This window comes from Schleiferilactobacillus harbinensis, assembly GCF_008694105.1.
In the GTDB taxonomy this organism is placed as follows: domain Bacteria; phylum Bacillota; class Bacilli; order Lactobacillales; family Lactobacillaceae; genus Schleiferilactobacillus; species Schleiferilactobacillus harbinensis.
On record NZ_CP041364.1, the window covers coordinates 2,408,998 to 2,434,513 of the forward strand.

The following is a 25,516-nucleotide window of genomic DNA, read 5'->3' on the forward strand; positions in this document are numbered from 1 at the left end:
CAGAATGTGCCAAAAAAGTGCCAAACATTTGGATTAGGAGGACATTAACATGGTCAGTTACCGAAAAAGAGGTAAAGTGTGGCAGTACGAGATTTCGTACAAGGATCTGGATGGCGCCTACAAAAAATTACGAAAGTCTGGCTTTTGCCTCAAGTCTGATGCGGAGTTGGCAGCTAGTCAGGTGAAGTCACTCTATGCTGATGTACGCCAATTCAAAGCCGGAGAAATTCCACTGAGCGTCTATTTCGAACGCTGGATAAATCTCTATAAGCGGAACTCTGTAACCAACGTCACTTTCGTCAAGTACGAAAACACACTGAACCACATCCGCAAGATCTTCGGCAAAATGCCGCTGAAGGATATTACCCGAACAGTTTACCAAGAACGGCTGAACGTCTTTGCTCGCGATCACGCGCCCCGCACTGTGTCGGCATTCCACAAGCAAATCAGAGCAGCGCTGCTTGATGCGTTGGATGAACACATCATTGCCAACGATCCAACCCGCAAGGCCGTGGTCACCGGGGTGGCAGTTCACCGCTCGAAAAAAGCACTCGATTATGGCGAATGGCAGAAGCTGATCCATCATCTGGATACAGAACAGATTCCCGAAATGATGATCTACTTGGCCGCCGTCACAGGCATGCGGTATGCAGAAATCCTAGGCATAACCATCAATGACATTGACTGGCAGGATGGCACTGTCGACGTGAATAAGACCTGGGACTACAAGTACCACGCCGGCTTCAAGAAAACGAAGAACAAAGCGTCAATGCGTAAGTTGCCGCTCGACTCGATCTCTTTGCATCGCCTGCACATCTTCATAGAGAAACACCCCACATCACCAAATACACCGCTATTCTTGATTGACGGCCACGCCATGGTCAGCGCCGAAATCAACCAAGTCTTGACAAACAAGTTGCATGCACTGGGACTACCCCGAGTGACGTTCCACGGGCTTCGCCACACCCACGCCTCCGTCCTCCTTTACCAAGGCGTGAGTGTCCTTTCCGTCTCCAAACGTCTCGGCCACAGCAGCATCACGACCACTCAGTCTACATACTTGCACATTATCAAGGAATTAGAGGCAAAAGATACCGATAAAATCCTGGCAATTCTCGAGAATGCATAGTTGGCACATCTGTTGGCACAAAAATCCCTCCAGATCAATTCTAGAGGGGAAAATATCTATTATATGGGCGTCAATAACTTGACGTCTGCTTGTACTTTCTGGTGGTTCACCACAACGCCGTCATCCAGGTCAATCGCAATATGCATGTTGGCGACGTGTTGGAGTTGAGCGTCATACTTCACCAATTCTTCCAACTGTTTGCGGGTGTGGTCCCGCTGTTTAATCAACTGGTTCCTCTGACGCGTATTGGTCTCTGAGGCGATGAAGGTGTCCAACGTGGTCACCCGCTTTTCATAAGCGGCCTGCAGGGTGTGTAAATACGACGTGCGAATCATCGCCATCGTGTCGCCGTCGTATCGATGCAGGTACATCAATGCTTTGAAGCCACCTTGCCGACCGGAGTCCAGCTGCCAATAGATTGGTCGTTTCTGATAGATGGTCAGATGGTTCTTGTAGAAGTCGTTGAACAGATAACTCCGAATTTGATCTTCTGCTGTGTCGCCCGCTTTACCCAGTGCTTTGGCAATGAACGTGAGATTCTCTTCCAAGTGTTCTTTGCCAAAAGTAACCGTCAAAAACTCCCGGAAGCGGTGCATGACATCTCGGTCATCGCCAAAATAATCAGAGTCAGTCAGCACAATCACATCATCCGCATTGGGTTGATAGCTTGTGTACTTCGAAGCATCCCAATCGCCACCAGCAAATGCCAGTCCTGGCGTATCGAGCGAGTACCGGCCAAGTGTGACTCCGATAAAGTAGGACATGAAGGCACGGATGTCCCGTCCTAAGTCTGCTTTACGTACGGAAACCTCTTTGTCGGACTCTTCTGGTGACAATTCGTCCTGCAAACCGTACAGATCAATAAAGATCTTGTTCAGTTCTTCTTCATTCTTCTTCAGTTGATCAAAACGATCTTGGGCCTCCTGCTTCCACTGATTGAAAGCTGCTTCCACAGTCCAATTTCGATTATGCTCAGCGATGTGAGCAACCAAAGGAAAACAAATAAAATTCCACGAGCATTCTGCTGTATCCCAATCTTTATGGGCAATGTTTACGCAGGACTTTACCACACTGGATACGCCTGTATTTTCTTCCAAATAAACTGGAAGATCACCAATATTTCCCTTTTGAAAGTTCATCGTTGGATTTAAAACTTCTAAGAGATACTGTGCAACTTTCGAGTTTAGAAAGCCAAGCTGAAACATAATATACTTTTTGGGAATGACTCCAAAACTACCACTAGCATCGAATAGAAATCCTTCTGGACATAAACGAGCCGAAAATATACCACTAGATATTGCCGACCATGTTACTTGGGCCTTGAAGATATAATCTAAATTGAACGCATGAGCTGCTATCTTTCCGGAAGAGTCTCGGTAGTTACGCATATAATTACCATCCTCTTGCCAATTGACTACATACTCGTTGTTTCCATACCATCTACGGAAAGCACCCCCTTTACTATATGGGAACCATTTCATTCCGCTTACTTTTGCACTATCCCGATTGGAAAAGCCAAATCCAGTACCGCTTAAGCTAGGCTCATGCCACAAGCGAATGAATTTGGAATTATCCCCTGTGATCATGCCAGCACGGGTCTTAAATTCTTTGCTGAAGGTTGGTCTTTTTTCCCATTGCCGTATCGTACTCATGCTGGCCCAATAACCTATTGGGCTCCCAGGGATCTTCTCAAAATTCGTTTGGTTAGTTCGATAGAGATTCCTATGAGATGGATCGCTCACCATCTCTAAATAAACTGCTTCTTTTGCGGTCTGAGAAGGAGCAGTTACTAGTCTCTCATATGTGCCAACATAGTTTGATATAGCAACGTTTCTCATCACAAATGCAGTGGACTGGACCACCTCGCCACCAATTTCTTCAAATGCATGGGTACCCAAGTGGGCCATGTTGATAAGTGCATTTTTGCGCAACTTCACCCGCAGTTTTTCGAAGCTGGATAGGAACATCCACTGGTGTTGCGTAATGAGTGCATGATATCCATCCTCAACATTCAACTCCTGTGTCAATTCCATGAACACTGCAAATAGGTCTGCCTTACTATCTGGATATTCCCTTTTGACAAACTTTGAAAGAGCTGGCGTCATTTTGCTGGACCCCATGTAGGGTGGGTTTGTGGCTACGATTGTGTATTGAGATGATAAAATAGTGAGCACACGCATTATACTCGGCATCTCGCCGAAATTAGAACTGGGAGTTGACAAAGAAAGTTGAGTTGGTTCTGTCGCCTTCACAGTAGTATGCACTTTCAATTCAGACAATACTGTTTGGTCCAAATTAGGCTTGATTAAGGATCCAAGAACGCTTCCGGAATTGAATTCCCTCACTGCACCTTGGAAGGCTTTAGCTTGTTGTTGCGGCAACTGGTCACTATAGATGCTAGTTAATTCAGGTACATCGTCATCATGAATATTGGTTTGAGGAACATCCGACAGATGCGGTTCGACGGCTTGATTCAGCGCACGGCGGTCGTATTGTCGAAGCTTCATCATCACTGCAAAATAGGCGAGTTGGTATGCCCGTTGATCAATATCCAGGCCAAATAGGTTGTTAGCAACAATGCTATTGGCGGCTTCTCGTGCTGAATAACCTTCGCTTTGATATAACTGCATGAAGACATCGAATGCATAAATCAGGATGTGGCCAGAACCCATGGCAGGATCTAAAAAGGTGATCTGTTGAAGCTTCTTACCTGACAGATGACTGTTGATCGCCAACAGTTGCTGCTGAACATCCTCAGTTTGCTGAGTAGCGGGCATGAAATAGCGCCAACCGAAACCCTGGGCAATGTCCTGTTCAGACCGTTGATCACCGCGCGTATGAAGCACGTCAAACCAGTAGCGGCCCAGCGAATTTTCAACCAAGTACTTGACGATCCAATCTGGTGTGAACAACTGAGTGACGGCTGGAATGTCTGACGCAGCGTACTTGCTTTTTTTGAAGGCAACATCCTTAGGTTCCTCATTGTAGTATTGGTACAGCCAGCCAATGATCTCGACCTGCCCCTCCTTCTCCACGTCAAAATCATCCCGCGGCACCTCGGTCACGAGTTCCTTAATCACCCCATTCTGATAGCTGGGAGTGAACAATAATTGTAAGGCGTCAGTTGTTTTCTCAAACAAATGGGGTAAATTGGCATTCAAGGCGTTGGCCTGCTTCAAAAAAAGCAGTCGATACGCATCATCCATCGCCGCTGGTTCTTGGGTTTCTTGGGCACGCTGAATAAGATCCCGCTGCTTTTCGGAAAAGCCGCCAAGGTCGTCTTCGATTTCCAGTGCATGAGCCAGAATGTCCGGCTCTGCCCGTCCTTCTTCGGAAGAAAGCACGGCAACCCGGCTTGGCAAATAATGGTTCACTTCCATGAATCGTAATGCGATGATCCGGTTAAACCAGGTGTACGAGGCCTCTTCTACGAGATTATCGTAAGCAGTATGCCAATCATCCTTGGCCGCCGCGGCCTGCAACCGCTGAACTAAGCTGACCCGACGTGATGTATCGCTTCCGCTGACCCCTTCCGTGTCGTTTGGCACGTAGAAGGCAATTTCGGCCGTCGATGTTGGCAGTTTCTCTTTCACACCGTCTCTGGTGATCCCCACTTGGGTCAGCTTTAACTCAACACTCTCGATGAGCTCGCGGCGGGCTTTCACCGCGAAATCATGAATCTTCTTTTTATCCATTGCGATTCCTTTCAAAATAACGGCCACTCCCACGAATAGCCGTTATTGTCTGCTAGAGGGTAAACTTCGTGATCTGGTTTTCTTTAACTTGATCCAGCAATGCCTGCCGAAGCTTCTCAACATACCGGTTTACATCATCTTTAGAGGAAATGGACCATTCCCGTTCGATGGGTAGTTGATCGGCTTCAAGATACTTAGTTTGAATAACAACAGGTGCTGCGGGTTCTGGTTGAGGCGCCGGATTGGGGCCAGGAGCAGGAAACGGATCCACAAGCTTAATGGGTTCCTCGTCTGAACTCGGTTTCGGGGATACTTTCTCCACCTCGGCTGCTTTCTTCCGAGCGAGTTCTTCCAGCCGCTCTTTCTCAGCCAGCTTCTGTTCTTCTGCTAGTCGCTGCTCCTCATTTTCCAAGCTCTGCGTAATGCGCCTTAACACCGCATCAGCTGCTGCCGGTTTGGCCTCTAAGCGCGTCAGATCTGGCGCTTCCTCAGCCTCGGTCATAATTCGCTTGATCTGCTCCGTCAACGTCGCCAGCCGTTGCTGTTTGAAGTCATCTCCGGTGGAAGAATCGTTAATCCGCTGTTTGGCCTTTTCATTGACTGCTTGGATTTTGTCAGTCACTTGTTTCTGGTGATCGTCCATAATCTTGGCAAAGGTATCCACAAACTTCTGATGAACACCATCAATTTCTTGAATAACTCGTCCAGCTCGGTCCTCATTCAGCAGTTTATTCAGCTGCTGGTAGTCCTCGGCCAAAGCCGTGCTGGTAAAGAAGTCATGGGATGCCTTGTACCGCGCGATGTCATCCAATCCCCGCGTCCAGATTGTCTGCTGCTGATCGCTGAAATAGAAGTCCATGATACCCTTGTCGCTCATGTCATCCGCCCACTGCAGCAAATCATCATAACGAGCATGGATCTTGTCGTAGAAAGTTTCCGCATCATTAATGGCCAGTAATTCACTGAACATCTTGCTGCCTTTTTTGAGCAGTTCATGGCCCGGGAAGGAACCATTCTTTTGATCAAAGAACTGCAGCGTCCCATTGTCCTTGGCAATCTTCTCCTTCAATTCAGCCACCATCAGATCCGGCTGAGCTGCACTGAATGACCGCTTATTGAAGACCTGATCGGCGACGTCCTTCATTTCCCGCAGGTAACGCGGATTGATGTCTTTCTTCACCTGAATTGAAATCTGTTCTGCGTATTGCTTCTTGGTCAGGAAATTGGCAATATCCTGAGACCTGTACGCCGGATTGACCGGAGAAAGTACTTGATCCTGTAGATTAGCTTGAATCTTGCCATCCGCCAGCAGCTTGGCCACCAGCCATTCGATGTCGTCCTCAATATAGCCATAGGGAATGGCCTTGAAGTTGTTTAAGATGGCCTGCAACGTCACATGCTTGTCCTTTTGCATCGTCCGCTGGAGCCAGCTGTTCACTGCTTGGACCGCGCGCTCGTTTTCCTGCGTGGATACTGCCAACTCATTATCCTGATCCAGGATTTGCGTAATATCTGACGACGACTTGGCCGCATCAATGAGTCCTAAACTGCGATACGTATCATCCACCAACATCTTCAAACCATCTGTGAAGCGCCCCTGGAAGTCTTTGCCGCCCTCAATCTTATGACCGGCAACATAAACGTCTGCTTGTTCCAAGGCCGTCATAATCCGCTCCCGAGCCTTGACTAACAGCTGCTGCCGTTCAGCCGTCCGCTGTTCTTTGATGAAGTTGAACCGAGCGTCGGCATGGGCGTTGCCAAGCATGACAAATTTTCCAATCTGCTCCGCCCGCCGCAAGTCGCCGAGATAGTCGTCCGTGCTCGGCAGATCAACCACGATCTTATGTTTAGATGGATCCATGGACAGAAGCAGCAAGTTGGCTTCATTCCGATTATTGGCAGCATCCAAAGACGTGATAACTTGGATCGTCATGTCATTGTTGGTCCGCCCCTGGGGAGTTTCATCCACGTATTGATTCAACGTGAAATTGTAACGACCTTTCAACTTGGGGTAAGTGTACTTATTAGTGATACCCGTTTTCGGATCGAAAATGAAGTTGCCCATCCGATCTTCCAGTTCGCCTGACAAAACCTCTTCCCGGCTAATGGCCTGGTTGACTTCCTGTTCTGCATCGGTCAAGAATTCGTAATTGTCCAAATTCTTCTCGACAAACCGTTGCTGCCGCAGAATGGCTAATGCATTCTGGACCTTTTTCTGCAATTCAACCCGATCGGTATCCACTGAGTCAATCATCAACGTCACGATGTTGTTCAGCGTCGCGTCAAAGTCTTTCAAATACTTGACCATGAACAGTGCTTTCAGTACTTGGACGTTGAAGTTATCTTCTTCATGGGTGGGATCAACGGTGTCGTTGTCCACCGCGTGGGCAATCACGATGCTATGGGTGTGGTCCAAGAACTGGCGCAGGCCTTCAAAGAACAAGCTGAATGGCACCAGTGCCGTATCCTGCTGGTCCATGATAGCTTCCACAGATTCCTGGAACAGGGACAGCATCGACCGTGCACCTTCAGACAAGTGCTTACCATCAGAGCCGTGGGTCCGGACCGCTGTGAGCACATTTTGCAGCAAGTTAAACTGATACGGAACGAACGGATAGGTCGCCGCAAAATCTTCCCCTGAACGGAACTTAGGCCGATCCACGCCATCATCAAAATCAATCATGTTATTGATTGCGGCTGCGTTAGCCTCGTAGTCTGCTGCAAGTTGTGTTGTAGCCGGCTCTGTCTTTGCCAACAGCCGCTTGCGAATGACTTCGTCCACGTTGGCCGAACTCATGCTGATCTTGGTCGCAAACCGGCCTTGAATCTTGGAAAAGTCCTGACCGCTGATTTTGTCCGTAATGGTATCAATGGCCTGCTGGGAAGTGACGACCACCCAAGCCTTGCCGTGGGTAGCCGCGCCCAAGTCTTCAACCACTGTTTGCAAGTTGAGCATCCGTTGCGTGCTTTCCCCAACGAACTGGCCAACCTCATCCACCAGGAAAACGACCCGTTTGCCGGTTTTCTTGATATAAGCGGCCACCAGTTTAGAGAAGTCCTCAATACTGACTTGATAAGATGTCGTCAATTGATCCATCAAGCCCTGGGCATCCTCTTCACTGTATGCATCGACTTGCACTAGGGCATCTTTGATCGTGCCTTTCTTGAAAATGGCATGATCCCGACCAACCGTCCAATCCATGTGAGTGTTATCCAACTCCGTGAACTTGTCCTTGAAGGCGTCGTACTTACCCTGCGCAACTAGTTGGCGCTCCATTTCAGCAATCCAAAAATTGGTACTCGAAAAGCCCTGCATTTCGTTAAACACTTGCAGGAAAACATTGATGATGGCATTGTCATCTGACTTGGCACCAGTCTTAGCTTTGGAATCAATATTGAACAGCACCACGTCGGTTGGCTGTTGCGCAGCCAGCTCAATACGGTTGATCGTCATCTGGTCATTGATTTTCTCTTTGAAATAATCAATGGCGCTCTTGCCGTCAACTTTCCGATCTTCCAACAGATAGGAAAGGATCTTTAGAAAGTGTGATTTACCAGAACCGAAGAAACCGGAGATCCAGACCCCCATTTCATCAGTATCATGGTTGATGCTTTTCTCATAGGCCGCAAAGAAGTCATCAAAGTGGCCTTTCAATTCTCGGGTAACAACGTACTCGTCCAGTTCTTGCTTCACGTTAGCGTCTGCATCCTGGCCAACCTTGATGACGCCTTGGATATTTCGATCAATCGGTTTAACAAATAAGTCGCGTATTTGCATTGTTATCTCCCCTATTCGAAATGAAACGCGCGGTAGTAGTTGTCTTCCTGCAGCTCCCCGAAGGCCTGCAACCGCACACTGTTGTAATTACCTGGATAGAACATCATGACCGGAATTTGGTCAATGACCTGGGTCATGGTGTTCAACACCTTGTGGGCCCGGATAATTGGATAAACCTGCCCAACACCGGTAATGAACACGATGGTGGGACCATCTTTGTTCAAATGGTCGCTGATATACTGCACCACTAGGTTATGTTCCTCGTTCATCTCCATGATGTTGTTCATCCAGTCAATCACTTGGGTGATACCATTACTTTTTTCCAGATCAATGAACGCTTCCCGGTAGCCGAACTGATCAACAATCGTCAACATGATGGTGAACAGGTTGAACACTTGAATGGTGACACCCGTGGGCGCCGCTTTTTCTTGGCGGATAATATCGCCAATTTCGCCGCGGACATATAGTTCTTTCTCGGGATCATAATCGAAAATATAGTAACCAACCTCGTTCGACAGGCCCCGATTCTCTTGAAATGACTGCGTTTGGATCTTTTCCCGCAAGTCCTGAAACTTCTTCTTCAGTGGTACCATTACGACGTCCTCCCCGTCAGGATTGCTAAGTAATCCAAGTGGTTTTCTTCGCGCAGCCGGTCTGCCAAGCGCTCATCGAGCAAATAGTTCTCAACCACCAGTGTGTCCTTGTAGTCCTTGACCACTTGTGCACTGCGCAAATAACCGCTTAGTGACGTTCGCAACTTCTTAAGTGTCTGATCTGTCCAGTGTGCTGCCTCCTTATGTTCCAAAGGCAGTTTCGTAAAGAAGGCAGCCATTTCGTAAGACTCAATCTGCCGGTCGCCCAGGATTAGTTCCGGACGGAAGACGTCATACATGAAGGCATACATCAACTGCTCCGTATTCATGATAGCAATGAGATTCACAATCCGCTGATTGACCGGATCGAGCTGATCGAAGAGTGCCCGCATCGCTGGTGTGAGGGAGCTCACACGTCGTAAAACCACGCCGGTCGTGGTGATCAGCCGGGCATGGGAGGAGGCATGGAACGTGTTCTCTGCCAAGATCTGTTGGCGCAACTCGGTGAAGTCGTCGTTCTCGTCAGCCATGCCCATTGCTTGAACAAACTCTGTGAACCAAAACTGGAATTTAACCGCTCCGGCCGATATTCGTTTCATGTCTACCTTCCTTGCTTGTGAAATAATGGTCGTCCTTGTGAACTACATCCAGACGTGTCAAGATACATTTTACTCGTTTGGATTTAGTATACCAGATAGGCAGCGACCGGCGGCTGATATGTCTGATCATCACGCACATTTTCAAGGCCTGACTAATGGTCCAGAAAGAAACAGCTAAACCGCCAGCCTCTTTTGTTCCATTGAGATGAGTTGCTTTTCAAGCTGCTCAACGGCGTGATCATCCACTGAACTCGTTGCGTCAGCAGTGGAGATTGCCATTGTTGAATTCTGAGCGTAGTTCTCGAATGTTCTGCGCTTTCGATCCAATAGCTCCAGCATTAAATCGTCGACACTGTTTTCAGTCAACAACCGATACACGCTCACCTTCTGTGCTTGTCCCATGCGATAGGCCCGTGACAATGCCTGAGACTCCAAAGATGGCTTGATTTGCGGCTCACAAAAGATGACAATGCTGGCTTCTTGTAAATTCAGCCCCAGGCCAGCTGTATTGATTTGAAGACACAAAACATTTCTGTCTTGAGAAGCCTTAAACTGATCGATAATTGCCTGGCGGTCATTGCTGCTTACCCCACCCATGATCACTGGGAAGCCAATGTCCTGAATCTCATTCTGAATTTTCTGTAATACCGCGCGGAAAAAGGAAAATACCAGCACTTTACGTCCCATTGCATGTGCTTCCCGACATATCGCACTCAAACGCTCCATTTTCGGTGACGATCGTACCGTCTTTCCTGTCCACGCTGCTCGGCGCATGGCCATAAAGTTGCCGTTTGCCACCGCTAACCGATAATTAGCTTCTTCCTCTACGCCAAAATCAAACTTTTCATCACTCTGCTGAAGTGCCGGTAACTCACCCAATACTTGTTCTCTTCGACGCCGCAGGTATACTGGTGCCACAGTTCTTTGAAATTCAGAAGGGGTCATAAATACCCCATTTGGCAAAGACTCTGCTACTTTTGGTTGTAGTGGTTCAATTAAGTGGATCATATCGTCCACAACATTTTCAATTGGCGTACCCGTCATGAACACAGCATAGGGCACCTCTCTGGCTACTTCATGTATACACTGTGAGCGCTTGGCCAACGGATTCTTTTCATACTGGGTCTCGTCGGCGATTAAAATATCCGTCATGTGTACACCTTCAGGATTAAGCCGCCACATCGTCTCATAATTGGTCAAAGCAATACCACCGTTAATCATCCATTTTTGAAATTGCTCATTTCGATCGGGGCCATGAATAATCGTCCCCTGCAAATGGGTGTGTTTATGAACCTCGCTTCGCCAATTTGGCAAAGTACTCATTGGTGCAACAACGAGTGCATGAGTTTTCCCCTGAGCAGCCAATTTGCAAATCACTGCCAACGCTTCAACAGTTTTCCCGAGCCCCATCTCATCGCCGAGAAGAACCTTCTTCTGCGCCAAAATATACTTGGCTCCGAACTTCTGCCAATTTCGTAAGCGCGCTTTCAGTAGGGGTGACAACGGGTCGATTTGACTGATTCGCGCCATGATCTGGCGCAACGCATCGTTGATTGGCGGTTTTTGACCTGGTCTTGCGCCATCAGCTGTCACGTCTGCACCACTGGCCATTCTTACGAATTGGTCTTCGCTAGACTCGGTGCTCTGTGTGCCTGGTAAACCAATAGATTCAAAAAACGCGTAATAGCCAGCGGCATTTCTAAAAAAGTCAGCCTCGATATCCGCTTGGCTACCGACAGCTTGTTGAAAATACGCTGAAAAGTCGCCAACTATCGCCGTTAGCTGATTTGTATCCTCTTTCAGCCGGAAAAATTGCCGAATGATCTTTTCTTTCGTTTGACGGCGCGTTAACAACCACCGCATATTTCCAATTCGTTGGACCGGAAACTTATTAAAGTACTTGGTCAACGGTTCTAATTTTTCACCGTTTATAACGCGTAACTTGGCACTTAATCCGTCTACCTCACCCCATAGATGAGCTCCCTGCAGTATGTCAGTACTTAGCTTCCTGTATCTGGAAAAGTCAATCACAAGTCTTGTATTTCTTTGCACATCCTGCTTCAGCTTTTCTGCTGCCGCTCGTAAATTCTCACTCTCGACAAAGGAGAATCCCGGGAGTATAAAATCCGAATTTTGGCAGAACGAAAGTAATTGGCCCAGCGTACCAATCCCTTGCGTAGCCAGTTTGCTAATGATTTTTTGATAGCCGCTGCCACCCGATTTGTTGAGTTGATACGCATTGATCGCATCTTGGACTTCAATTTCATAAAGGCGAGCCGCATTCTTTACCAAATCGGGTTTAATTGTCTTTACGATGGACTCATATGCACCGATGTGTGCTTTAGCCGCATCAATTTCTCTTTTCAACCGGTTATAATCACTTTGTTTCGGTGCCACCAACTCCAATGTAACTCTCCCCTTTGACGTCTAAGTACCTACGCAAACTATTCCTATGCAGCTTATCGTAGCACAGGATATCTATGGACACACTACTGAGTTCCCTTACCCAGGGAACCGCCAGTGTTGCCGAATTTTGCTTAGTGCGCCAACGTTGTTTGGCCCCACCCTCCCCATGTGCTAAAATATCCCCCATCACACCAACTGCCACCGGGTAGCCACCTCGCACCGTTCCGATAGGTCATCGGAGGAACGGACCATGGGTGGCTATTTTTGTTTGGCGGAACGCTGCGCCGCATACTGCGCTCGGTATTCCGCGATGGTGGCCAACATACAAGGAGGAACTACATCATGGCATGGATCTACTTAGTATTCGCAGGCATCTTCGAGGTCGTTTGGGCGACCTTCATGAAACTCAGCAACGGCTTCACCCACTTGGGCTGGAGCATCGCGACGCTGATCGGCATGATTGCCAGCTTCGGGTTGCTATCCCAGGCGACAACCAAGCTGCCCATGAGTCTGGCTTATCCAATCTGGACGGGCATCGGCGCGGTGGGCACTGTCATCGCCGGCGTCGTACTTTTCGGTGATCAGTTGAAGCCGGCGACCTGGTTCTTCGTCGCGCTGCTTTTTGTGGGAATTATCGGCATCAAGCTGACTACGGGCGGTGGCGAGTGATTACGCTCAATAACTGCCGGGCTGCCGGCGAAAAATGATTTCTGCCGACCGCCAATCCTTTTGTGAAGCAAACATACCCGCTTTCTGCGCAATCTTCGGCCCACCGCGGAATCGGCGCAAAGCCACCCACTGTGAGGCATTCAGCCGATACCCCGCCGACAACAAGTGAATTATTTTTCAAGACGTTTTAGTTGGCATCAGGTTCCCACCTGGTGTACGATGTAGAATGTAAGCGAAATCATTGTACACAAACAAGTTCTAAGGAGGCACCAAGATATGGCTGAAGAAGAGAAATTCATTTTGGCAATTGACGAAGGCACCACCAGCACCCGGGCGGTGATCATCGACCACGACGGCAAAAAGGTGGCCGATGCGCAGCGGGAGTTCCCGCAGTACTTCCCGCATCCGGGCTGGGTGGAACATAACGCGAATGAAATTTGGAACGCGGTATTATCGACCATTGCCACAGCCTTCATCAACTCCCGCATTCAACCGCGGCAGATCGTAGGTATCGGCATCACCAACCAACGGGAAACGACGGTGATCTGGGACAAGCAGACGGGGCTGCCGATTTATAACGCGATCGTCTGGCAATCTCGGCAGACTAGCGAGATTGCGGATAAGTTGCGGGCAGACGGCTATGCGGATAAGATCCACGATTCCACCGGCTTGCTGATCGACCCGTACTTCTCGGCCACGAAGGTCCGCTGGATTTTGGACCACGTCCCTGGGGCTCAGGAACGCGCGGAGAAAGGCGAGCTGCTCTTCGGCACCATTGATACCTGGCTGACCTGGAAACTCTCTGGCGGGGCCTTCCACGTCACAGATTACACCAATGCGTCCCGGACCATGCTCTTCAACATTCACACCCTGCAATGGGATGATGAAATTTTGAAATTATTGAATATTCCGAAGATCATGCTGCCGGACGTGAAGAGCAACTCAGAGGTTTACGGCAACGCGGCGGCGTACCACTTCTTCGGCAGTACCGTGCCCATTGCCGGGATGGCTGGGGACCAGCAGGCGGCGTTATTCGGCCAGTTGGCGCTGGAACCCGGGATGGTCAAGAACACGTACGGCACCGGGGCGTTCATCGTCATGAATACTGGTGAAAAGCCGACCCTGTCCAACAATAATCTATTGACCACCATCGGCTATGGCCTGAACGGCAAGGTCACCTACGCTCTGGAAGGATCCGTCTTCGTTGCCGGCAGTGCCATCCAATGGCTGCGCGATGCGATGAAGTTATTGGAGAAAGCCGGCGACTCTGAAGCCGCTGCGCTGGCTTCCCAGAGTCAAAACGAGGTCTACGTCGTTCCGGCCTTCACTGGCTTGGGGGCGCCGTACTGGGATTCTGGTGCGCGGGGGGCCGTGTTCGGCATTACTCGGGGGACGACCCGGGAAGACTTCATCAAGGCGACGCTGCAATCCCTAGCTTACCAGTCTCGGGACGTTGTGGACACGATGAACAAGGATACCGGCATTCCGATCCAGACTTTGCGGGTTGACGGCGGCGCGGCCAACAACAACTATTTGATGCAGTTCCAAGCGGATATTCTGGGCATTCCCATTGAACGGGCCGCTAACTTGGAAACCACCGCCATGGGGGCCGCTTTCTTAGCCGGTCTGGCCACTGGTTTCTGGAACAGCACCGATGAATTACAAAACATTGTGGCGATTGGCAAGCGCTTCGAACCGAAGATGGCCGCAAAGGAACGGGACTTCCTGTACGATGGCTGGCAGCAAGCTGTGGCCGCCACCCAGATGTACAAGCACGAACCCAAGGAAGGGTAAACCCATATCTGGGGGATATGGCTGCACCGATTTTCTAAATAAAAGGAGATCATCACCATGGCATTTTCTAAAAATACCCGTAAACAAACCATTGAGAACTTAAAGCACACGGACCTGGATCTGCTCATCGTCGGCGGGGGAATCACCGGCGCGGGCGTCGCGATCCAGGCTGCGGCATCCGGCGTGAAGACCGGCTTGATTGAAATGCAGGACTTCGCCGAAGGCACCAGCTCCCGGTCCACCAAGCTGGTCCACGGCGGCATTCGCTACTTGAAGACCTTCGACGTCGGCGTCGTGGCCGACACCGTGAAGGAACGGGCCGTCGTGCAGGGCATTGCCCCGCACATTCCCCGGCCGTTCCCGATGCTGATGCCGATCTACGACGAACCAGGCAGTACCTTTGACATGTTCAGCGTCAAGATCGCTATGAATCTGTACGACCAGCTGGCCGACGTGGAAGGCTCCCAATATGCCAACTACACCGTCACCAAGGACGAAGTCTTGCAGCGCGAGCCGCATATTGAAGCCACCGGTCTGCAAGGCGGCGGTGTCTATCTGGACTACGTGAACAACGACGCCCGTCTGGTGATCGAAAATATCAAGGAAGCCGACGAGCTGGGCGCTGAAGTTGCCAGCCACGTGCAAGCCACTGGGGTCATCTACAATGAGGCTGGTCAAGTCGCCGGCTTGCACGCTAAGGATCTGCTCACTGGCGAAGAGTTCGACATTCACGCCAAGCTGGTGATCAATACCACTGGTCCGTGGTCCGACAAGTTCAAGAGTCTGGATGGGAAAGAAAACCAAGCCCCGACCCTGCGGCCGACCAAGGGCGTCCACCTCGTCGTGGACGGTTCCCGTCTGCCAGTGCCGCAGCCGACTTACATGGACACCGGCTTGAATGACGGCCGCATGTTCTTCGTCGTTCCCCGGGAGGGCAAGACTTACTTCGGCACCACCGACACGGACTACACCGGTGATTACAAGCATCCCCGGGTAGAACAAAGCGACGTGGATTACCTGCTGAAAGTGATCAATACCCGCTATCCGGATGCCCACATCACGATCGACGACATCGAGGCCAGCTGGGCCGGCTTGCGCCCGCTGATTGCTAACAACAGCAGCTCCGACTACAACGGCGGCGGTGCCAACAAGGGCAAAGTGTCCGACGCGTCCTTCAACGCCTTGATCAAGACCGTGGACGACTACGAAGACAAGACCGCCACTCGGGAAGACGTGGAACGAGCCATTTCAAAACTGGAAACGGCCCACGCCGAAGCCGCCGGCCTGACTCCGTCGCAAGTCTCCCGGGGCAGTTCGCTGACCCGGGCAACCGACGGCATGATCACCCTATCCGGCGGCAAGATCACTGACTACCGGAAGATGGCCGCTGGCGCGCTCGCCCTGATTCGCCGCCTGTTAGCTGACAAGTTTCACGTGGAAACTAAGGAGATCGACTCCAAGAAGCTCCAGGTTTCCGGCGGTCACTTCGATCCGACCAACGTGGAAGCTACGATGAAATTCTACGCCCGGATTGCCGCTGATGCCGGCTTGCCGGACGCCGACGCCAAGGATCTGGCCAACCGTTTCGGTTCCAACACCGGCCGGGTCGTCACCTATCTGGAAGGCGGCGCCGCACCGGGCTTGAGTCTCAAGGAAACCATCAGCCTGCGCTACTCCGTGAATGAAGAAATGACCTTAACGCCCGTGGACTACCTGCTCCGCCGGACCAACGCCATTCTCTTCCACGCCGAAACGCTAGCCGCCCTGAAACAGCCGGTTATTGACGAAATGGCCCGCTTGCTGGGTTGGGATGAGGATGAAAAAGCCATTCAACTCGCCCGCTTGAACGCAGCAATCGACGAGAGTGCATTAGCTTACCTGAAGAAGGCCGCCACGCCGGCCATCACCCATTAGAAAGAGGGAGCACTATGTGGACAGAAGCATTAGGTGAACTGGTCGGGACTTTTATCCTGGTCCTGCTTGGTGACGGCGTTGTCGCCGGCGTTTCATTGAACAAGTCGAAAGCCCAAGGAGCCGGCTGGATTGCGATTACCCTGGGGTGGGGTCTGGCGGTAACGCTGGGCGTCTACTCCGCCGCCTTCATGGGCCCGGCCCACTTGAATCCAGCCGTGACCCTGGCCTTCGCCGTAATCGGTAAATTTCCGTGGGCGTGGGTCGCTCCTTTCATCATCGCCCAAGTACTTGGCGGCTTTCTCGCCGGCGTTGTAGTTTGGATCCAGTATTACCCGCACTGGGCGGCTACCGATGACCCGGCCACAACCCTGGGCGTGTTCGCCACCGGCCCGGCGATCCGCAGCTACTTCGCCAACTTCATTTCTGAATTCATTGGCACCGCCGTCCTGATCTTCGGCCTGCTGGCCTTCTCCCGGGGCAAGTGGACCGACGGTTTGAATCCCATCGGGGTGGGCATTCTGATCACCGCGATCGGTCTCTCCCTGGGCGGGACCACCGGTTACGCCATCAACCCGGCCCGGGACCTGGGACCGCGGCTGGCCCACGCCGTACTGCCCATCGCCAACAAGGGCGACTCCGACTGGGCCTACTCCTGGGTGCCGATCATCGGTCCGTTCCTGGGCGGGATCGCCGGCGCACTGATCTTCGTTCTTTTACCATAATTAATTAAGCGCTGCCATTATCTGGTCAATAAAAAGCCGATACCGTCCAAACCGCGACGGCCTCGGCTTTTTGCGTACTTAACGAAACGTCCGTAATTGTAGATCCGCATTGAAGAATTGCCCATACGCCAAGTAGCAGGCAATCGTGCTGCCCAAACTGGTGGCGGCCATCAGCATGAACGTGACCATGATCTGGTACATGATCGCCTTGGTCGGGTCCACCCCGGCAAAAATCAGCCCGGACATCATCCCCGGCAGGCTCACCAGGCCAACGGTTTTCGCCGAATCAATGGTCGGGCTCATACCGGTCCGGATCGCTTCCCGAACCACTGCAATGGCCGTCTGGTACTTCGTCGCGCCCAGGGACAGCCGTTCCAGCAAGGCCTGGCGCTGATCATGGAATTGACTGTTCATACTGCGGTAGGCCAACCCAATGGCGACCATGGCATTACTGGCGATCATCCCGGAAATCGGCACGATCTGGCTAGGCACAAAGGCAATCGCTCCAGCTAACACCAGCAGAACAATGGTCACGCCGGTAGCGGCAGTGATCGCCAGCAGGCTGATGGCAAAGGCGTGGGGAATGCCTTGGGCTCGGCCGCGGGCGTTCCACGCGGCGTTGAGCACAATGATGGCCACCATCAGCAGCGTCAGCCAATGCTGGTTCACCTTGATGATGTACGTCAGCACATACCCGACCACCGTCAGCTGAATGACGGCCCGAATGACGCCGACGATCAGATCCTTTTCCAGGCCGATTTTTTCTTTCAAACTAATCACTAACGCAATTGCCACCAGGGCGACAGCGAACAGCAGCGCGGTGGGTGTTACCACGAGTTGGGTCATACCGCCACCGCCAATCGGCCATCTTCAATAGTCAGCAGCCGGTCCGCTGCTGCCAGTTCCACTTCATCGTGAGTCACGGCAATCATGGTCAGCCCTTGCCGATTCAGGTTGGCAATCACGTCGTGGACAGCCTCTTTCGTGACCGCGTCCAATCCCGTCGTGATTTCGTCCAGCAGCAGCACCTTGGGCGTGAACAGCAGGTTGCGGATCAGCGCCACTCGCTGCTTCTCCCCGCCGGACAGGTCCGTGATCGGCTGGTGCAGCATCGCCGCTGGTAATTGGACTGAAGCCAATGCTTGGGTCATGCGTTCTTCAGAAATATCGACATGTCGAATTTGGAATGGAAAAGCCAAATTATCCCAGACCGTTTCGCCGAACAGACTCGGCTGCTGGTAACAATACGATACTTCCCGCCGATAGGCCGTCTTTTCATAACTGGCCTGGGGCTGCCCGTTATACATAATCGTCCCGCTGGTCGGCGTCAGCAGCGTCGCCAATACCCGCAGCAAGGTACTCTTCCCCGACCCCGACGGTCCGCCGATGGTGACAAACTCCCCAGGCGCCACGGTGAATGAAATGTCTGCTAATAACGTTCTCTCCGGCACGTCGACGCCGACGTTGTGGAGGGTGAAAATAGGCTCCGCCATTAATCATCGCTCCCTTCTATAACCATTCTAATTTAGAAGGAGAGAAAGGTAAAGCGGTACGTTTCTGCTGGTTCTTTTTCAGAAAATAAAATACGGTTTCTTGTAATTTTTCACTTGCAACACCTGTCGTCGCGACCTATGATTAATCAGTCGTTACGACCTATGGAGGTATGCATGTACGATTTATTAATTCTAGGGACCCTGATGTCCCGCAACATGTGCGGTTACAAATTACGCCAGGTGGTGGAGAGCAGTTTGATCCCCCGCCGGGAAATTTCCAACGGGGTGATGTACCCGCTGCTGGCTAAATTAGAAGACCACGGCTACATCGAATTTCACACCGATGAGCAGGATCCGCGCCATACAAAGGTGGCTCAAATCACCGCCGCCGGCCGGGCTCGCTTCCTCGCCCTGATGGCGGCCCCCATCGCTCCGGATGCCAAGCGGGAGTCCATGTTCCGCTTCAAATTCCGGGGGATGCCAGCAGTCGACAAGGCCCACCAAGAAGCAATTCTAGATGACTACGAAGCCCAGATCAAAGTCGACCTGGCCACCTATGAAGGCGTCCGTACCCACCTCCAAGAGGTCCTTCAGGCACCCGATACCAACAAACCCTACGTTGACTGGACGATCCGCAATCTCGATCTGAGTATTGCCCTCTGTCACACCAAGTTGACTTGGATCACCGATTCCCGTCAGGCAGTCAATCAGAAAGCAGAGGCCCAATCGAATGGATAAACAACAACAGCCAACCAGCAGAAAACAATGGATCGCCTTGACCGCCATGGGTCTGGGCGTCTTCATGGGCCTGCTGGACGTCACCGTCGTCAATGTCGCCCTGCCCACGATGGTCACCGACTTCAAGACCACCTTCACGGATCTGCAATGGGTGCTGAATGCTTACACCCTGGTTTACGCCGTGACGTTAATGATCATGTCCAAACTCGGGGATATGTATGGCCGCAAGAAAATCTTCCTCGGTTCCCTGATCCTGTTCGTCGCTGCTTCTGCCGTGAACGGCATGGCGCCGAGCCTGTTGATCCTCGATATTGGCCGAGGCGTCCAGGCCATCGGCGGGGCCGGGATGATGTCCCTGTCCATGGCCCTGGTCACTTCGAACTTTGCCGGCCTTGAACGGGGCTTGGCCCTGGGTATCCTGGGCTCGGTCATCGGCATTTCCACCGCCTCTGGCCCGCTGATCGGCGGCTATTTGGTTGAAAACTTCGGCTGGCCCGCAATCTTCTACGTTAACGTACCCTTTGGTATCCTCGCGGTGATCTTGACCATCGTGTATGTGAAAGAAACGCCCAGTTATGGGAAAAATCAAAAGATCGACATCGGCGGAATGCTGCTGTCGGCCATCGGATTATTCGCCATTATTTACGGCTTGATCGTGAAAGAAGCCCATCCCAGCTGGGGCTGGACAAACCCCGAGATCGCTGGGCTGCTGCTGGGCGGTCTGGCCGTCATGGCCCTCTTCATTTGGGTAGAAAGCCGAGTGGCCCACCCGATGATCAATCTGGCGATCTTCAAGGAACGCCACTTTGTCGGCACGGTCATCGTCGCCTTCGCGCTGGGCTCGGGCATATACGCTTATAACGCCTTTCTCACGGCCCTGATGCAGAACTATATCGGTTATTCCGCCATCGAAACCGGCGTGCGCCAATTGACCATGAGTGTCTGGTCACTGGTTCTGGGACCGATCGTCGGCCTGCTCACCGCCCGCTTCTCCAGTAAATGGATGATCAGCGGGGGCATGCTGCTGGGCACCATCGGCTATCTGGCCATTGCCTGGGTCGTCGCCCCCGGCGTTTCTTTTCTGGAACTGTGGCCGGGCATGGTGCTCATCGGGATCACCAACGCTGTGGTCAATCCGGTCTTGAACACGGCTGGCATGGCCGGAGTGGCACCCCACGAGATGGGGATGGCGTCGGGCTTGCTCAATGTCTTTCGCCAATTCGGTACCACCGTTGGCGTTGTTGGGTTGGGGCTGATTCAAAACAACAGCTACGTCAGCCACCTGAACGCCAACCTGCCCCAAGTAAAGATGCCTGCAACCGCCTTGACGGGAATCAAAGATGCCTTGATCAATGCCGGCCCCTTCTCCGGGCACACCATTGCTTTTTCTGCTCGCTTGACCAAGAGTCCCTTCGGTCACCAGATCCAAGCCATCGTGGTGCGGGCCTACGACAACGGGATGATTGCCCTGACCCTCACCGCCGCCGGCATTGCCCTGGTTGGTGCCTTAGCGGCGGTGCTGTTATTGCGCAGCCACCAGCAATCGCAGAAGCTAGACTTGCAAGCGGCGCATCATTAATTCTCTTATATCCAGCCGACGTCTTCACGATGTCGGCTGTTTGTGTGCTCAGCCGGTCCATGTTCCACGTGGAACATCACCACGCTCGCCAGACGTAGTATCATGGAGACAGCAAACTCACTACAGAAAGTAGGTTTTCTCCATGTCTGATATCAACCCCATCGCTCAAGTACTGGCCGCCATTGCCCAGTACGACACGATCATCATCCACCGCCACATCAATCCCGACCCCGACGCCATCGGCTCGCAAACCGGACTGGCCACAATTCTGCGCGAAGCCTATCCCCAGAAAAAGATCTACACTGCCGGCAGCGCCGCCCCCGGCTTAGCTTGGATCGGCCCGCAGCAGCAGGTCCCGGCCACCGCTTACCCTGACGCCCTGGTCATCGTCATTGACACCGCCAACACGGCCCGCATCGACAGCGACCATTATCAAGAGGCGGCTAAGCTGATGAAGATCGACCACCATCCTAACCGGGAACCCTTCGGCGACATCCAGTGGGTGGACGCCGGCGCGTCCAGCAGCAGCGAGATGGTCTATGATCTGGTCACCTACTCTGATAACCTCGCCATCAGCAAAGCTGCCGCAGCCCCCTTGTATGCCGGAATCATCGGCGATACCGGCCGGTTCCTCTACGACTTGACCACCGCCCGAACCCACGAAGTCGCCGCGGCGCTGCTGCGCACCGGGATTGATGCCCCCGCCATCGGCCGCCAGGAGGATCAGTTCTCACCCCAGACCGGCAAGCTGCTGGCTTACGCCTTGGCCCATGTGACCGTCACCGCCAATGGTGCCGGTTCGCTGATTATGGATCAGGCCCTGTTGAAAGAAATGGCCCTCCCCGCCGGCCGGGAACAGGCCGTGGTCGGCTTTCTCGGTAAACTCAGCACGGTGGACCGCTGGGTGGTCTTCACCGAACGGCCCGATGGCAAGTACCGGGTGGAATTCCGCAGCAAGGGCACCCCGATCCAGCCCCTGGCTGTCCGGCATGGCGGCGGCGGTCATCCGTTAGCCAGCGGAGCCGTGGCAGATTCGGCTGATGAAGTGCAGCAGATCATCCAGGAACTCACAGATTTGTCAGTAGCCAATTAAGTGGCCTACAATCAGTTGCACTTTTTTCACAAGAAGCGATAATGGAAGCGGCACGGAATGGGATCAATTCGAGAGAGGGTTCTTTCCATTGGCTATTTCACTATTGTTAAACACCGTGGTAACGGTGATCGCGATTCCCGTCGTCATGGACTTTTGGACCCAGCGGCGCACGCTGTATCAACTGCGGCGGACGCTGCTCAAGGCCCATGCCCAAGCCGACATGGCCCGCACCCGGTATCACCACGAATTTGATCACTCAATTACGGTCGCCGATTTGGCGGCCGGCCTGGCGCTGATTCTTTTAGTACTGGCCTTTCTCAACCTGGCCAGTTTTCTCGCCAGCCTCTGGGCCATCGGCGGCATGATCGTCTTTTCGCTGGCCAACATTGCGCTGGCGGATCACATTCAGGACTTGGCCGACCGGGCGTGGAAACCCCGGGAGATTTTCTATCCAGTCCATTTGCATTCTTAATTTCCCTTTGTAGAGACAGCGGCCTGCGAGGTTATCCGAACAAGCACAGGTCCCAGTTTCGTGCCATCGCCTCTGTATGTCTGACAGCTGTCAAAAGAAGCATCCTCAACGTTCGCCGAGGATGCTTCTTTTTCTCATGCGCGAGATTTAATCGCCGCGTACAACTTTTGCTCATCGTAGAAATGCAGCAGGCCAATCATCACCAGATACAGCCCCAGCGGGATCCAAACATAATTCAGATCGATCATCCGCAGCGTCGCTGCATTCTGGGCGTGATTGGCGACGTAGCCGGCAAGGCCCAGCAAACCGCCAGTCACCAGGCCGCCCAAGCCAAGGCCCAAGTTGACGCCCAAGTCATTGGCCGAAGCAAAAATTCCTTCGGCCTGCACGCCCAAAACGACGATGCCATAGCGGATCGTATCGGCGATCATAATCGAGACCAGCCCGACGATCATGCCCTGGCCAATGCTGTTCACTGCGATCGCCGTGAACAGCAGCGGCAGCCAGCGGGTATACACCCCACCGGCCAGCAGAAGCTGGCCCGCTAACGCGATGAGCATCCCGGTGCCCATAGTCCGTTTATTCCCCCACCGGCCGGCAATCAGCATGATACTGACAACGCCGATCAGCGAGGTAAAGGTGAAACTGTTGGCCCAGGATACCAGATTCTGGTTGTTTAAGACGTACTTGAAATAGTAAACCGTCGTCTGATTCTTGATCGCCGTCACTAGCCAAAAGCAGAAAATCACCAGCGACAGCACGATCCATGGGGTGTTGTGCCGGGCCGCCGAGAGGACTTTGCGCAGCGGCTGGTGGGCGATCTCCGGCTGGGTGAACCGTTCTCGAATCTGGAAGAACGTGTTCAGGATCAAGGCGAGAGAAATCACCGCGAAGAGGCTGATGGTGCCGAGGAAGCCCCGCTGTTCGTCGCCTTGGCCAAAGAACGCCACCAGGGGCAGCGTGAATACTGCGACGATGATCTGCACCGAACTGCCGAAGAACTGGCGGATCACCCCGAGCAGCGTGAGTTCCTGGTCGTTTTCTGACAGCGTCGGCAGTACCGACGTGATCGGCAAATTCACAGTGGTGTAAAGAAAGCCCAGACCTAAGTAAGTGACATACGCCCACGCCAGCTTGCCGCCGTAGCCCACGGGCGGCGTCACAAACGTCAGGACCGCGAACACCACGTAGGGCAGCGCATACCACAGGAAAAACGGCCGGCTCTTGCCGAAACGGGAGTGGGTGCGATCGATCATGATGCCGATCAGCGGCGATTCGATCACGTCGCAGATCCGCGCAATCACGAAAAGCAGCGCCACATCCCCAGCAGTTAAGCCGTAAACATCCGTATAAAAGAACAGCAGATAGGTGGTCATCACCTGGAAGACCAGATTGTCCGCCGCGTCGCTCAGGCCGTAACTGATCCGTTCCGGCCAGCGGGTCTGCCATTGTGTGTGTTGCCGCATTGCCTCACCCGCTTATTTCTTATCGTTCTCCATTTCTTCAATCACTAATTCATTGACCCAATTCCACACCGCATGGCCCAGCGCTTCAGAGACATGCTCTTCCATGGGCTGATCCTGAACCTTGGGCACCGTGCCAATCGCCGGCATGGCCACCAAGTGGGCCACAGACCAGACGCCCAGACCCCAAGCGGTCCCTTTGCCCAGCTTAGCCAGCGGAATGTAATGGCGCACTACGGCGTAGAGCATAGCCAGACTGGTCGAAAAACCGAAATGGATCGCCAGACTGGTCCAGGGGATCTCATGCCCATTATAGGTGAACGTGGCGTGGGCCAACTCCGCCGGCATACCCAGTTGTTCCAGAAATTGCTGGGGCGGATTGGTCGCGTCCCGCGCCGGTGTCCGCGGCGGCAGGATATTCTCCCACCCTAACTTGACCAAACCAGAAACTGTACCGGCCACTGCCCCCACCGCCAGTGCTTTATGGATCGAAAATTGTTGCTTCGCCATATTCAAGGCCTCCATTCAAGATTTCGAATTGTTCACTTACAATTGTATAGCAGTTGGCCAGCGTGTGCCAGTTGCAGAAACTCAATAACGGAAATATCGCTCGGAATTTCGTACAATAAAACTATCAACGACTGACATCGGAGGAATCCCTATGACCCGCTTAACTGTTGATTTAGACACCGAAAAGACCACAGTCACCCTGCCTGGCGACCAAGGTACCGTCACTTTGTCGGCCGCGCCGCTGCCAGCGCCAGAGCACGGGGTGCAGCTGCCAATCAGCGACGGTCGCCTCGCTCTGAAAACTGCCGCACCGGCCGATGAATATCTGACGATCACCCTGCCCTGGACGACTGAACCGGCCTTTGTGACCCGCTTTCTAACCGCCTGGGCCGCTGGCGAAGAAGCTGCCCTGCCCGCCAACCAGGCGGCCGGACTAGCCGATTATCTTGATCTGTTGACCCGACTCCTAACCCGCTTGGGCATCCGGTCCGGCCAGGCAGTCCCGACCCCGGCGAAGAAGAAAGCCGCGAAAGCCCGCCACCGATTCGATAAAGCCCTCGTCGACCGGCCCTTCCACGTGGCCCGCCACGGCAGCACGGCCACCATCTACTGGACTGGGCGCAATGAAATGACCGTCAAAGCCGGCGCCGTGCTGGCCCAGGAACAACTAATCAATCGCGACGGCTCGCTGCGCTACAGCACGAAATACGGCGAGAAGCTGCGTGCCGACCACGCGGCGGCCATCGCAGACGGGCAGACGATCGCCGATATTCACTTGCGCAGTGTCAATGAAGTCGGGCTGTTTCTTTATTTTGGCGTAAGCGTCGAATAAAATAGCGTATTGAAGAGGCTCGTGCCGATCCCGTATG

19 protein-coding genes are annotated in these 25,516 nt (G+C 52.7%); 10 read left to right on the top strand and 9 right to left on the bottom strand.

Features of this window, described 5'->3' with window-relative positions; translation table 11 throughout:
- Positions 1-49 precede the first annotated feature (49 nt).
- A complete protein-coding gene (locus FMM01_RS11940) occupies positions 50-1,129 on the top strand; it encodes a tyrosine-type recombinase/integrase (protein ID WP_150392676.1) in 1,080 nt (359 codons plus the stop codon).
- A gap of 59 nt (positions 1,130-1,188) precedes the next feature.
- Here the strand turns inward: FMM01_RS11940 and pglX are convergent, their stop codons facing one another.
- The 5 genes from pglX to FMM01_RS11965 all read right to left on the bottom strand — a co-directional run bounded on the left by pglX (position 1,189) and on the right by FMM01_RS11965 (position 12,191).
- Positions 1,189-4,824 carry a BREX-1 system adenine-specific DNA-methyltransferase PglX gene (gene pglX / locus FMM01_RS11945; protein ID WP_150392677.1) on the bottom strand — a complete coding sequence of 1,212 codons (3,636 nt, stop codon included), beginning with the start codon at positions 4,822-4,824 and terminating at the stop codon, positions 1,189-1,191.
- A gap of 52 nt (positions 4,825-4,876) precedes the next feature.
- Positions 4,877-8,602 (bottom strand): BREX system P-loop protein BrxC, encoded by a 3,726-nt coding sequence (gene brxC / locus FMM01_RS11950; RefSeq protein WP_150392678.1) that lies wholly within the window; start codon positions 8,600-8,602, stop codon positions 4,877-4,879.
- A gap of 11 nt (positions 8,603-8,613) precedes the next feature.
- Positions 8,614-9,195, bottom strand: coding sequence for a DUF1788 domain-containing protein (locus tag FMM01_RS11955; protein ID WP_019900164.1), 582 nt, complete (start codon positions 9,193-9,195; stop codon positions 8,614-8,616).
- A complete protein-coding gene (locus FMM01_RS11960; RefSeq protein WP_150392679.1) occupies positions 9,195-9,794 on the bottom strand; it encodes a DUF1819 family protein in 600 nt (199 codons plus the stop codon). The genes FMM01_RS11955 and FMM01_RS11960 overlap by 1 nt, the downstream gene beginning before the upstream one ends.
- Before the next feature lie 174 nt (positions 9,795-9,968).
- The gene (locus tag FMM01_RS11965) at positions 9,969-12,191 is read right to left on the bottom strand and encodes a DEAD/DEAH box helicase (protein ID WP_223850072.1); all 2,223 of its coding nucleotides are present in this window, start codon (positions 12,189-12,191) and stop codon (positions 9,969-9,971) included.
- 351 nt (positions 12,192-12,542) lie between these two features.
- On the opposite strand from FMM01_RS11965, the gene FMM01_RS11970 reads away from it, so the two are divergent.
- From FMM01_RS11970 to FMM01_RS11985, 4 genes are all read left to right on the top strand, one after another.
- Positions 12,543-12,869, top strand: a complete 327-nt coding sequence (locus FMM01_RS11970) for a DMT family transporter (RefSeq protein ID WP_027828102.1) — start codon at positions 12,543-12,545, stop codon at positions 12,867-12,869.
- Between the two features lie 276 nt (positions 12,870-13,145).
- Positions 13,146-14,663 (top strand): glycerol kinase GlpK, encoded by a 1,518-nt coding sequence (glpK, locus tag FMM01_RS11975; protein ID WP_027828103.1) that lies wholly within the window; start codon positions 13,146-13,148, stop codon positions 14,661-14,663.
- Positions 14,664-14,720: 57 nt separating this feature from the next.
- Positions 14,721-16,577 carry a type 1 glycerol-3-phosphate oxidase gene (glpO, locus tag FMM01_RS11980; protein ID WP_150392681.1) on the top strand — a complete coding sequence of 619 codons (1,857 nt, stop codon included), beginning with the start codon at positions 14,721-14,723 and terminating at the stop codon, positions 16,575-16,577.
- 14 nt (positions 16,578-16,591) lie between these two features.
- Positions 16,592-17,299 carry an MIP/aquaporin family protein gene (locus tag FMM01_RS11985; protein ID WP_027828105.1) on the top strand — a complete coding sequence of 236 codons (708 nt, stop codon included), beginning with the start codon at positions 16,592-16,594 and terminating at the stop codon, positions 17,297-17,299.
- A gap of 78 nt (positions 17,300-17,377) precedes the next feature.
- Here the strand turns inward: FMM01_RS11985 and FMM01_RS11990 are convergent, their stop codons facing one another.
- Complete coding sequence (locus tag FMM01_RS11990) at positions 17,378-18,145, bottom strand: ABC transporter permease (protein ID WP_027828106.1); 768 nt, start codon at positions 18,143-18,145, stop codon at positions 17,378-17,380.
- Positions 18,142-18,792, bottom strand: a complete 651-nt coding sequence (locus FMM01_RS11995; RefSeq protein ID WP_027828107.1) for an ABC transporter ATP-binding protein — start codon at positions 18,790-18,792, stop codon at positions 18,142-18,144. The genes FMM01_RS11990 and FMM01_RS11995 overlap by 4 nt, the downstream gene beginning before the upstream one ends.
- Before the next feature lie 174 nt (positions 18,793-18,966).
- On the opposite strand from FMM01_RS11995, the gene FMM01_RS12000 reads away from it, so the two are divergent.
- The 4 genes from FMM01_RS12000 to FMM01_RS12015 all read left to right on the top strand — a co-directional run bounded on the left by FMM01_RS12000 (position 18,967) and on the right by FMM01_RS12015 (position 22,674).
- Positions 18,967-19,530, top strand: a complete 564-nt coding sequence (locus FMM01_RS12000) for a PadR family transcriptional regulator (RefSeq protein ID WP_190973361.1) — start codon at positions 18,967-18,969, stop codon at positions 19,528-19,530.
- The gene (locus FMM01_RS12005) at positions 19,523-21,109 is read left to right on the top strand and encodes an MFS transporter (protein WP_150392682.1); all 1,587 of its coding nucleotides are present in this window, start codon (positions 19,523-19,525) and stop codon (positions 21,107-21,109) included. The genes FMM01_RS12000 and FMM01_RS12005 overlap by 8 nt, the downstream gene beginning before the upstream one ends.
- 142 nt (positions 21,110-21,251) lie before the next feature.
- Positions 21,252-22,202: a DHH family phosphoesterase gene (locus FMM01_RS12010; RefSeq protein WP_150392683.1), complete on the top strand. Its 951-nt coding sequence runs from the start codon at positions 21,252-21,254 to the stop codon at positions 22,200-22,202.
- Between the two features lie 88 nt (positions 22,203-22,290).
- Positions 22,291-22,674, top strand: a complete 384-nt coding sequence (locus FMM01_RS12015) for a hypothetical protein (protein ID WP_146995296.1) — start codon at positions 22,291-22,293, stop codon at positions 22,672-22,674.
- A 134-nt stretch (positions 22,675-22,808) separates the two neighbouring features.
- Here FMM01_RS12015 and FMM01_RS12020 read toward each other — a convergent pair whose 3' ends face one another.
- Positions 22,809-24,140 (bottom strand): glycoside-pentoside-hexuronide (GPH):cation symporter, encoded by a 1,332-nt coding sequence (locus FMM01_RS12020; RefSeq protein ID WP_150392684.1) that lies wholly within the window; start codon positions 24,138-24,140, stop codon positions 22,809-22,811.
- Between the two features lie 12 nt (positions 24,141-24,152).
- Complete coding sequence (locus tag FMM01_RS12025; RefSeq protein ID WP_150392685.1) at positions 24,153-24,647, bottom strand: YagU family protein; 495 nt, start codon at positions 24,645-24,647, stop codon at positions 24,153-24,155.
- A 151-nt stretch (positions 24,648-24,798) separates the two neighbouring features.
- On the opposite strand from FMM01_RS12025, the gene FMM01_RS12030 reads away from it, so the two are divergent.
- Positions 24,799-25,479: a hypothetical protein gene (locus tag FMM01_RS12030; RefSeq protein WP_150392686.1), complete on the top strand. Its 681-nt coding sequence runs from the start codon at positions 24,799-24,801 to the stop codon at positions 25,477-25,479.
- The last annotated feature ends 37 nt before the right edge of the window (positions 25,480-25,516 follow it).

What these genes read in the sequence shown, in the direction of transcription:
- FMM01_RS11990 (WP_027828106.1), bottom strand. Translation starts at nt 18,145, where the DNA reads ATGACCCAACTCGTGGTAACACCCACCGCGCTGCTGTTCGCTGTCGCC.
- glpK (WP_027828103.1), top strand. Translation starts at nt 13,146, where the DNA reads ATGGCTGAAGAAGAGAAATTCATTTTGGCAATTGACGAAGGCACCACC.
- FMM01_RS12020 (WP_150392684.1), bottom strand. Translation starts at nt 24,140, where the DNA reads ATGCGGCAACACACACAATGGCAGACCCGCTGGCCGGAACGGATCAGT.
- FMM01_RS12030 (WP_150392686.1), top strand. Translation starts at nt 24,799, where the DNA reads ATGACCCGCTTAACTGTTGATTTAGACACCGAAAAGACCACAGTCACC.
- glpO (WP_150392681.1), top strand. Translation starts at nt 14,721, where the DNA reads ATGGCATTTTCTAAAAATACCCGTAAACAAACCATTGAGAACTTAAAG.
- FMM01_RS12025 (WP_150392685.1), bottom strand. Translation starts at nt 24,647, where the DNA reads ATGGCGAAGCAACAATTTTCGATCCATAAAGCACTGGCGGTGGGGGCA.
- FMM01_RS12010 (WP_150392683.1), top strand. Translation starts at nt 21,252, where the DNA reads ATGTCTGATATCAACCCCATCGCTCAAGTACTGGCCGCCATTGCCCAG.
- FMM01_RS12005 (WP_150392682.1), top strand. Translation starts at nt 19,523, where the DNA reads ATGGATAAACAACAACAGCCAACCAGCAGAAAACAATGGATCGCCTTG.
- FMM01_RS11960 (WP_150392679.1), bottom strand. Translation starts at nt 9,794, where the DNA reads ATGAAACGAATATCGGCCGGAGCGGTTAAATTCCAGTTTTGGTTCACA.
- FMM01_RS11985 (WP_027828105.1), top strand. Translation starts at nt 16,592, where the DNA reads ATGTGGACAGAAGCATTAGGTGAACTGGTCGGGACTTTTATCCTGGTC.
- pglX (WP_150392677.1), bottom strand. Translation starts at nt 4,824, where the DNA reads ATGGATAAAAAGAAGATTCATGATTTCGCGGTGAAAGCCCGCCGCGAG.
- brxC (WP_150392678.1), bottom strand. Translation starts at nt 8,602, where the DNA reads ATGCAAATACGCGACTTATTTGTTAAACCGATTGATCGAAATATCCAA.
- FMM01_RS11955 (WP_019900164.1), bottom strand. Translation starts at nt 9,195, where the DNA reads ATGGTACCACTGAAGAAGAAGTTTCAGGACTTGCGGGAAAAGATCCAA.
- FMM01_RS11995 (WP_027828107.1), bottom strand. Translation starts at nt 18,792, where the DNA reads ATGGCGGAGCCTATTTTCACCCTCCACAACGTCGGCGTCGACGTGCCG.
- FMM01_RS11970 (WP_027828102.1), top strand. Translation starts at nt 12,543, where the DNA reads ATGGCATGGATCTACTTAGTATTCGCAGGCATCTTCGAGGTCGTTTGG.
- FMM01_RS11940 (WP_150392676.1), top strand. Translation starts at nt 50, where the DNA reads ATGGTCAGTTACCGAAAAAGAGGTAAAGTGTGGCAGTACGAGATTTCG.
- FMM01_RS12000 (WP_190973361.1), top strand. Translation starts at nt 18,967, where the DNA reads ATGTACGATTTATTAATTCTAGGGACCCTGATGTCCCGCAACATGTGC.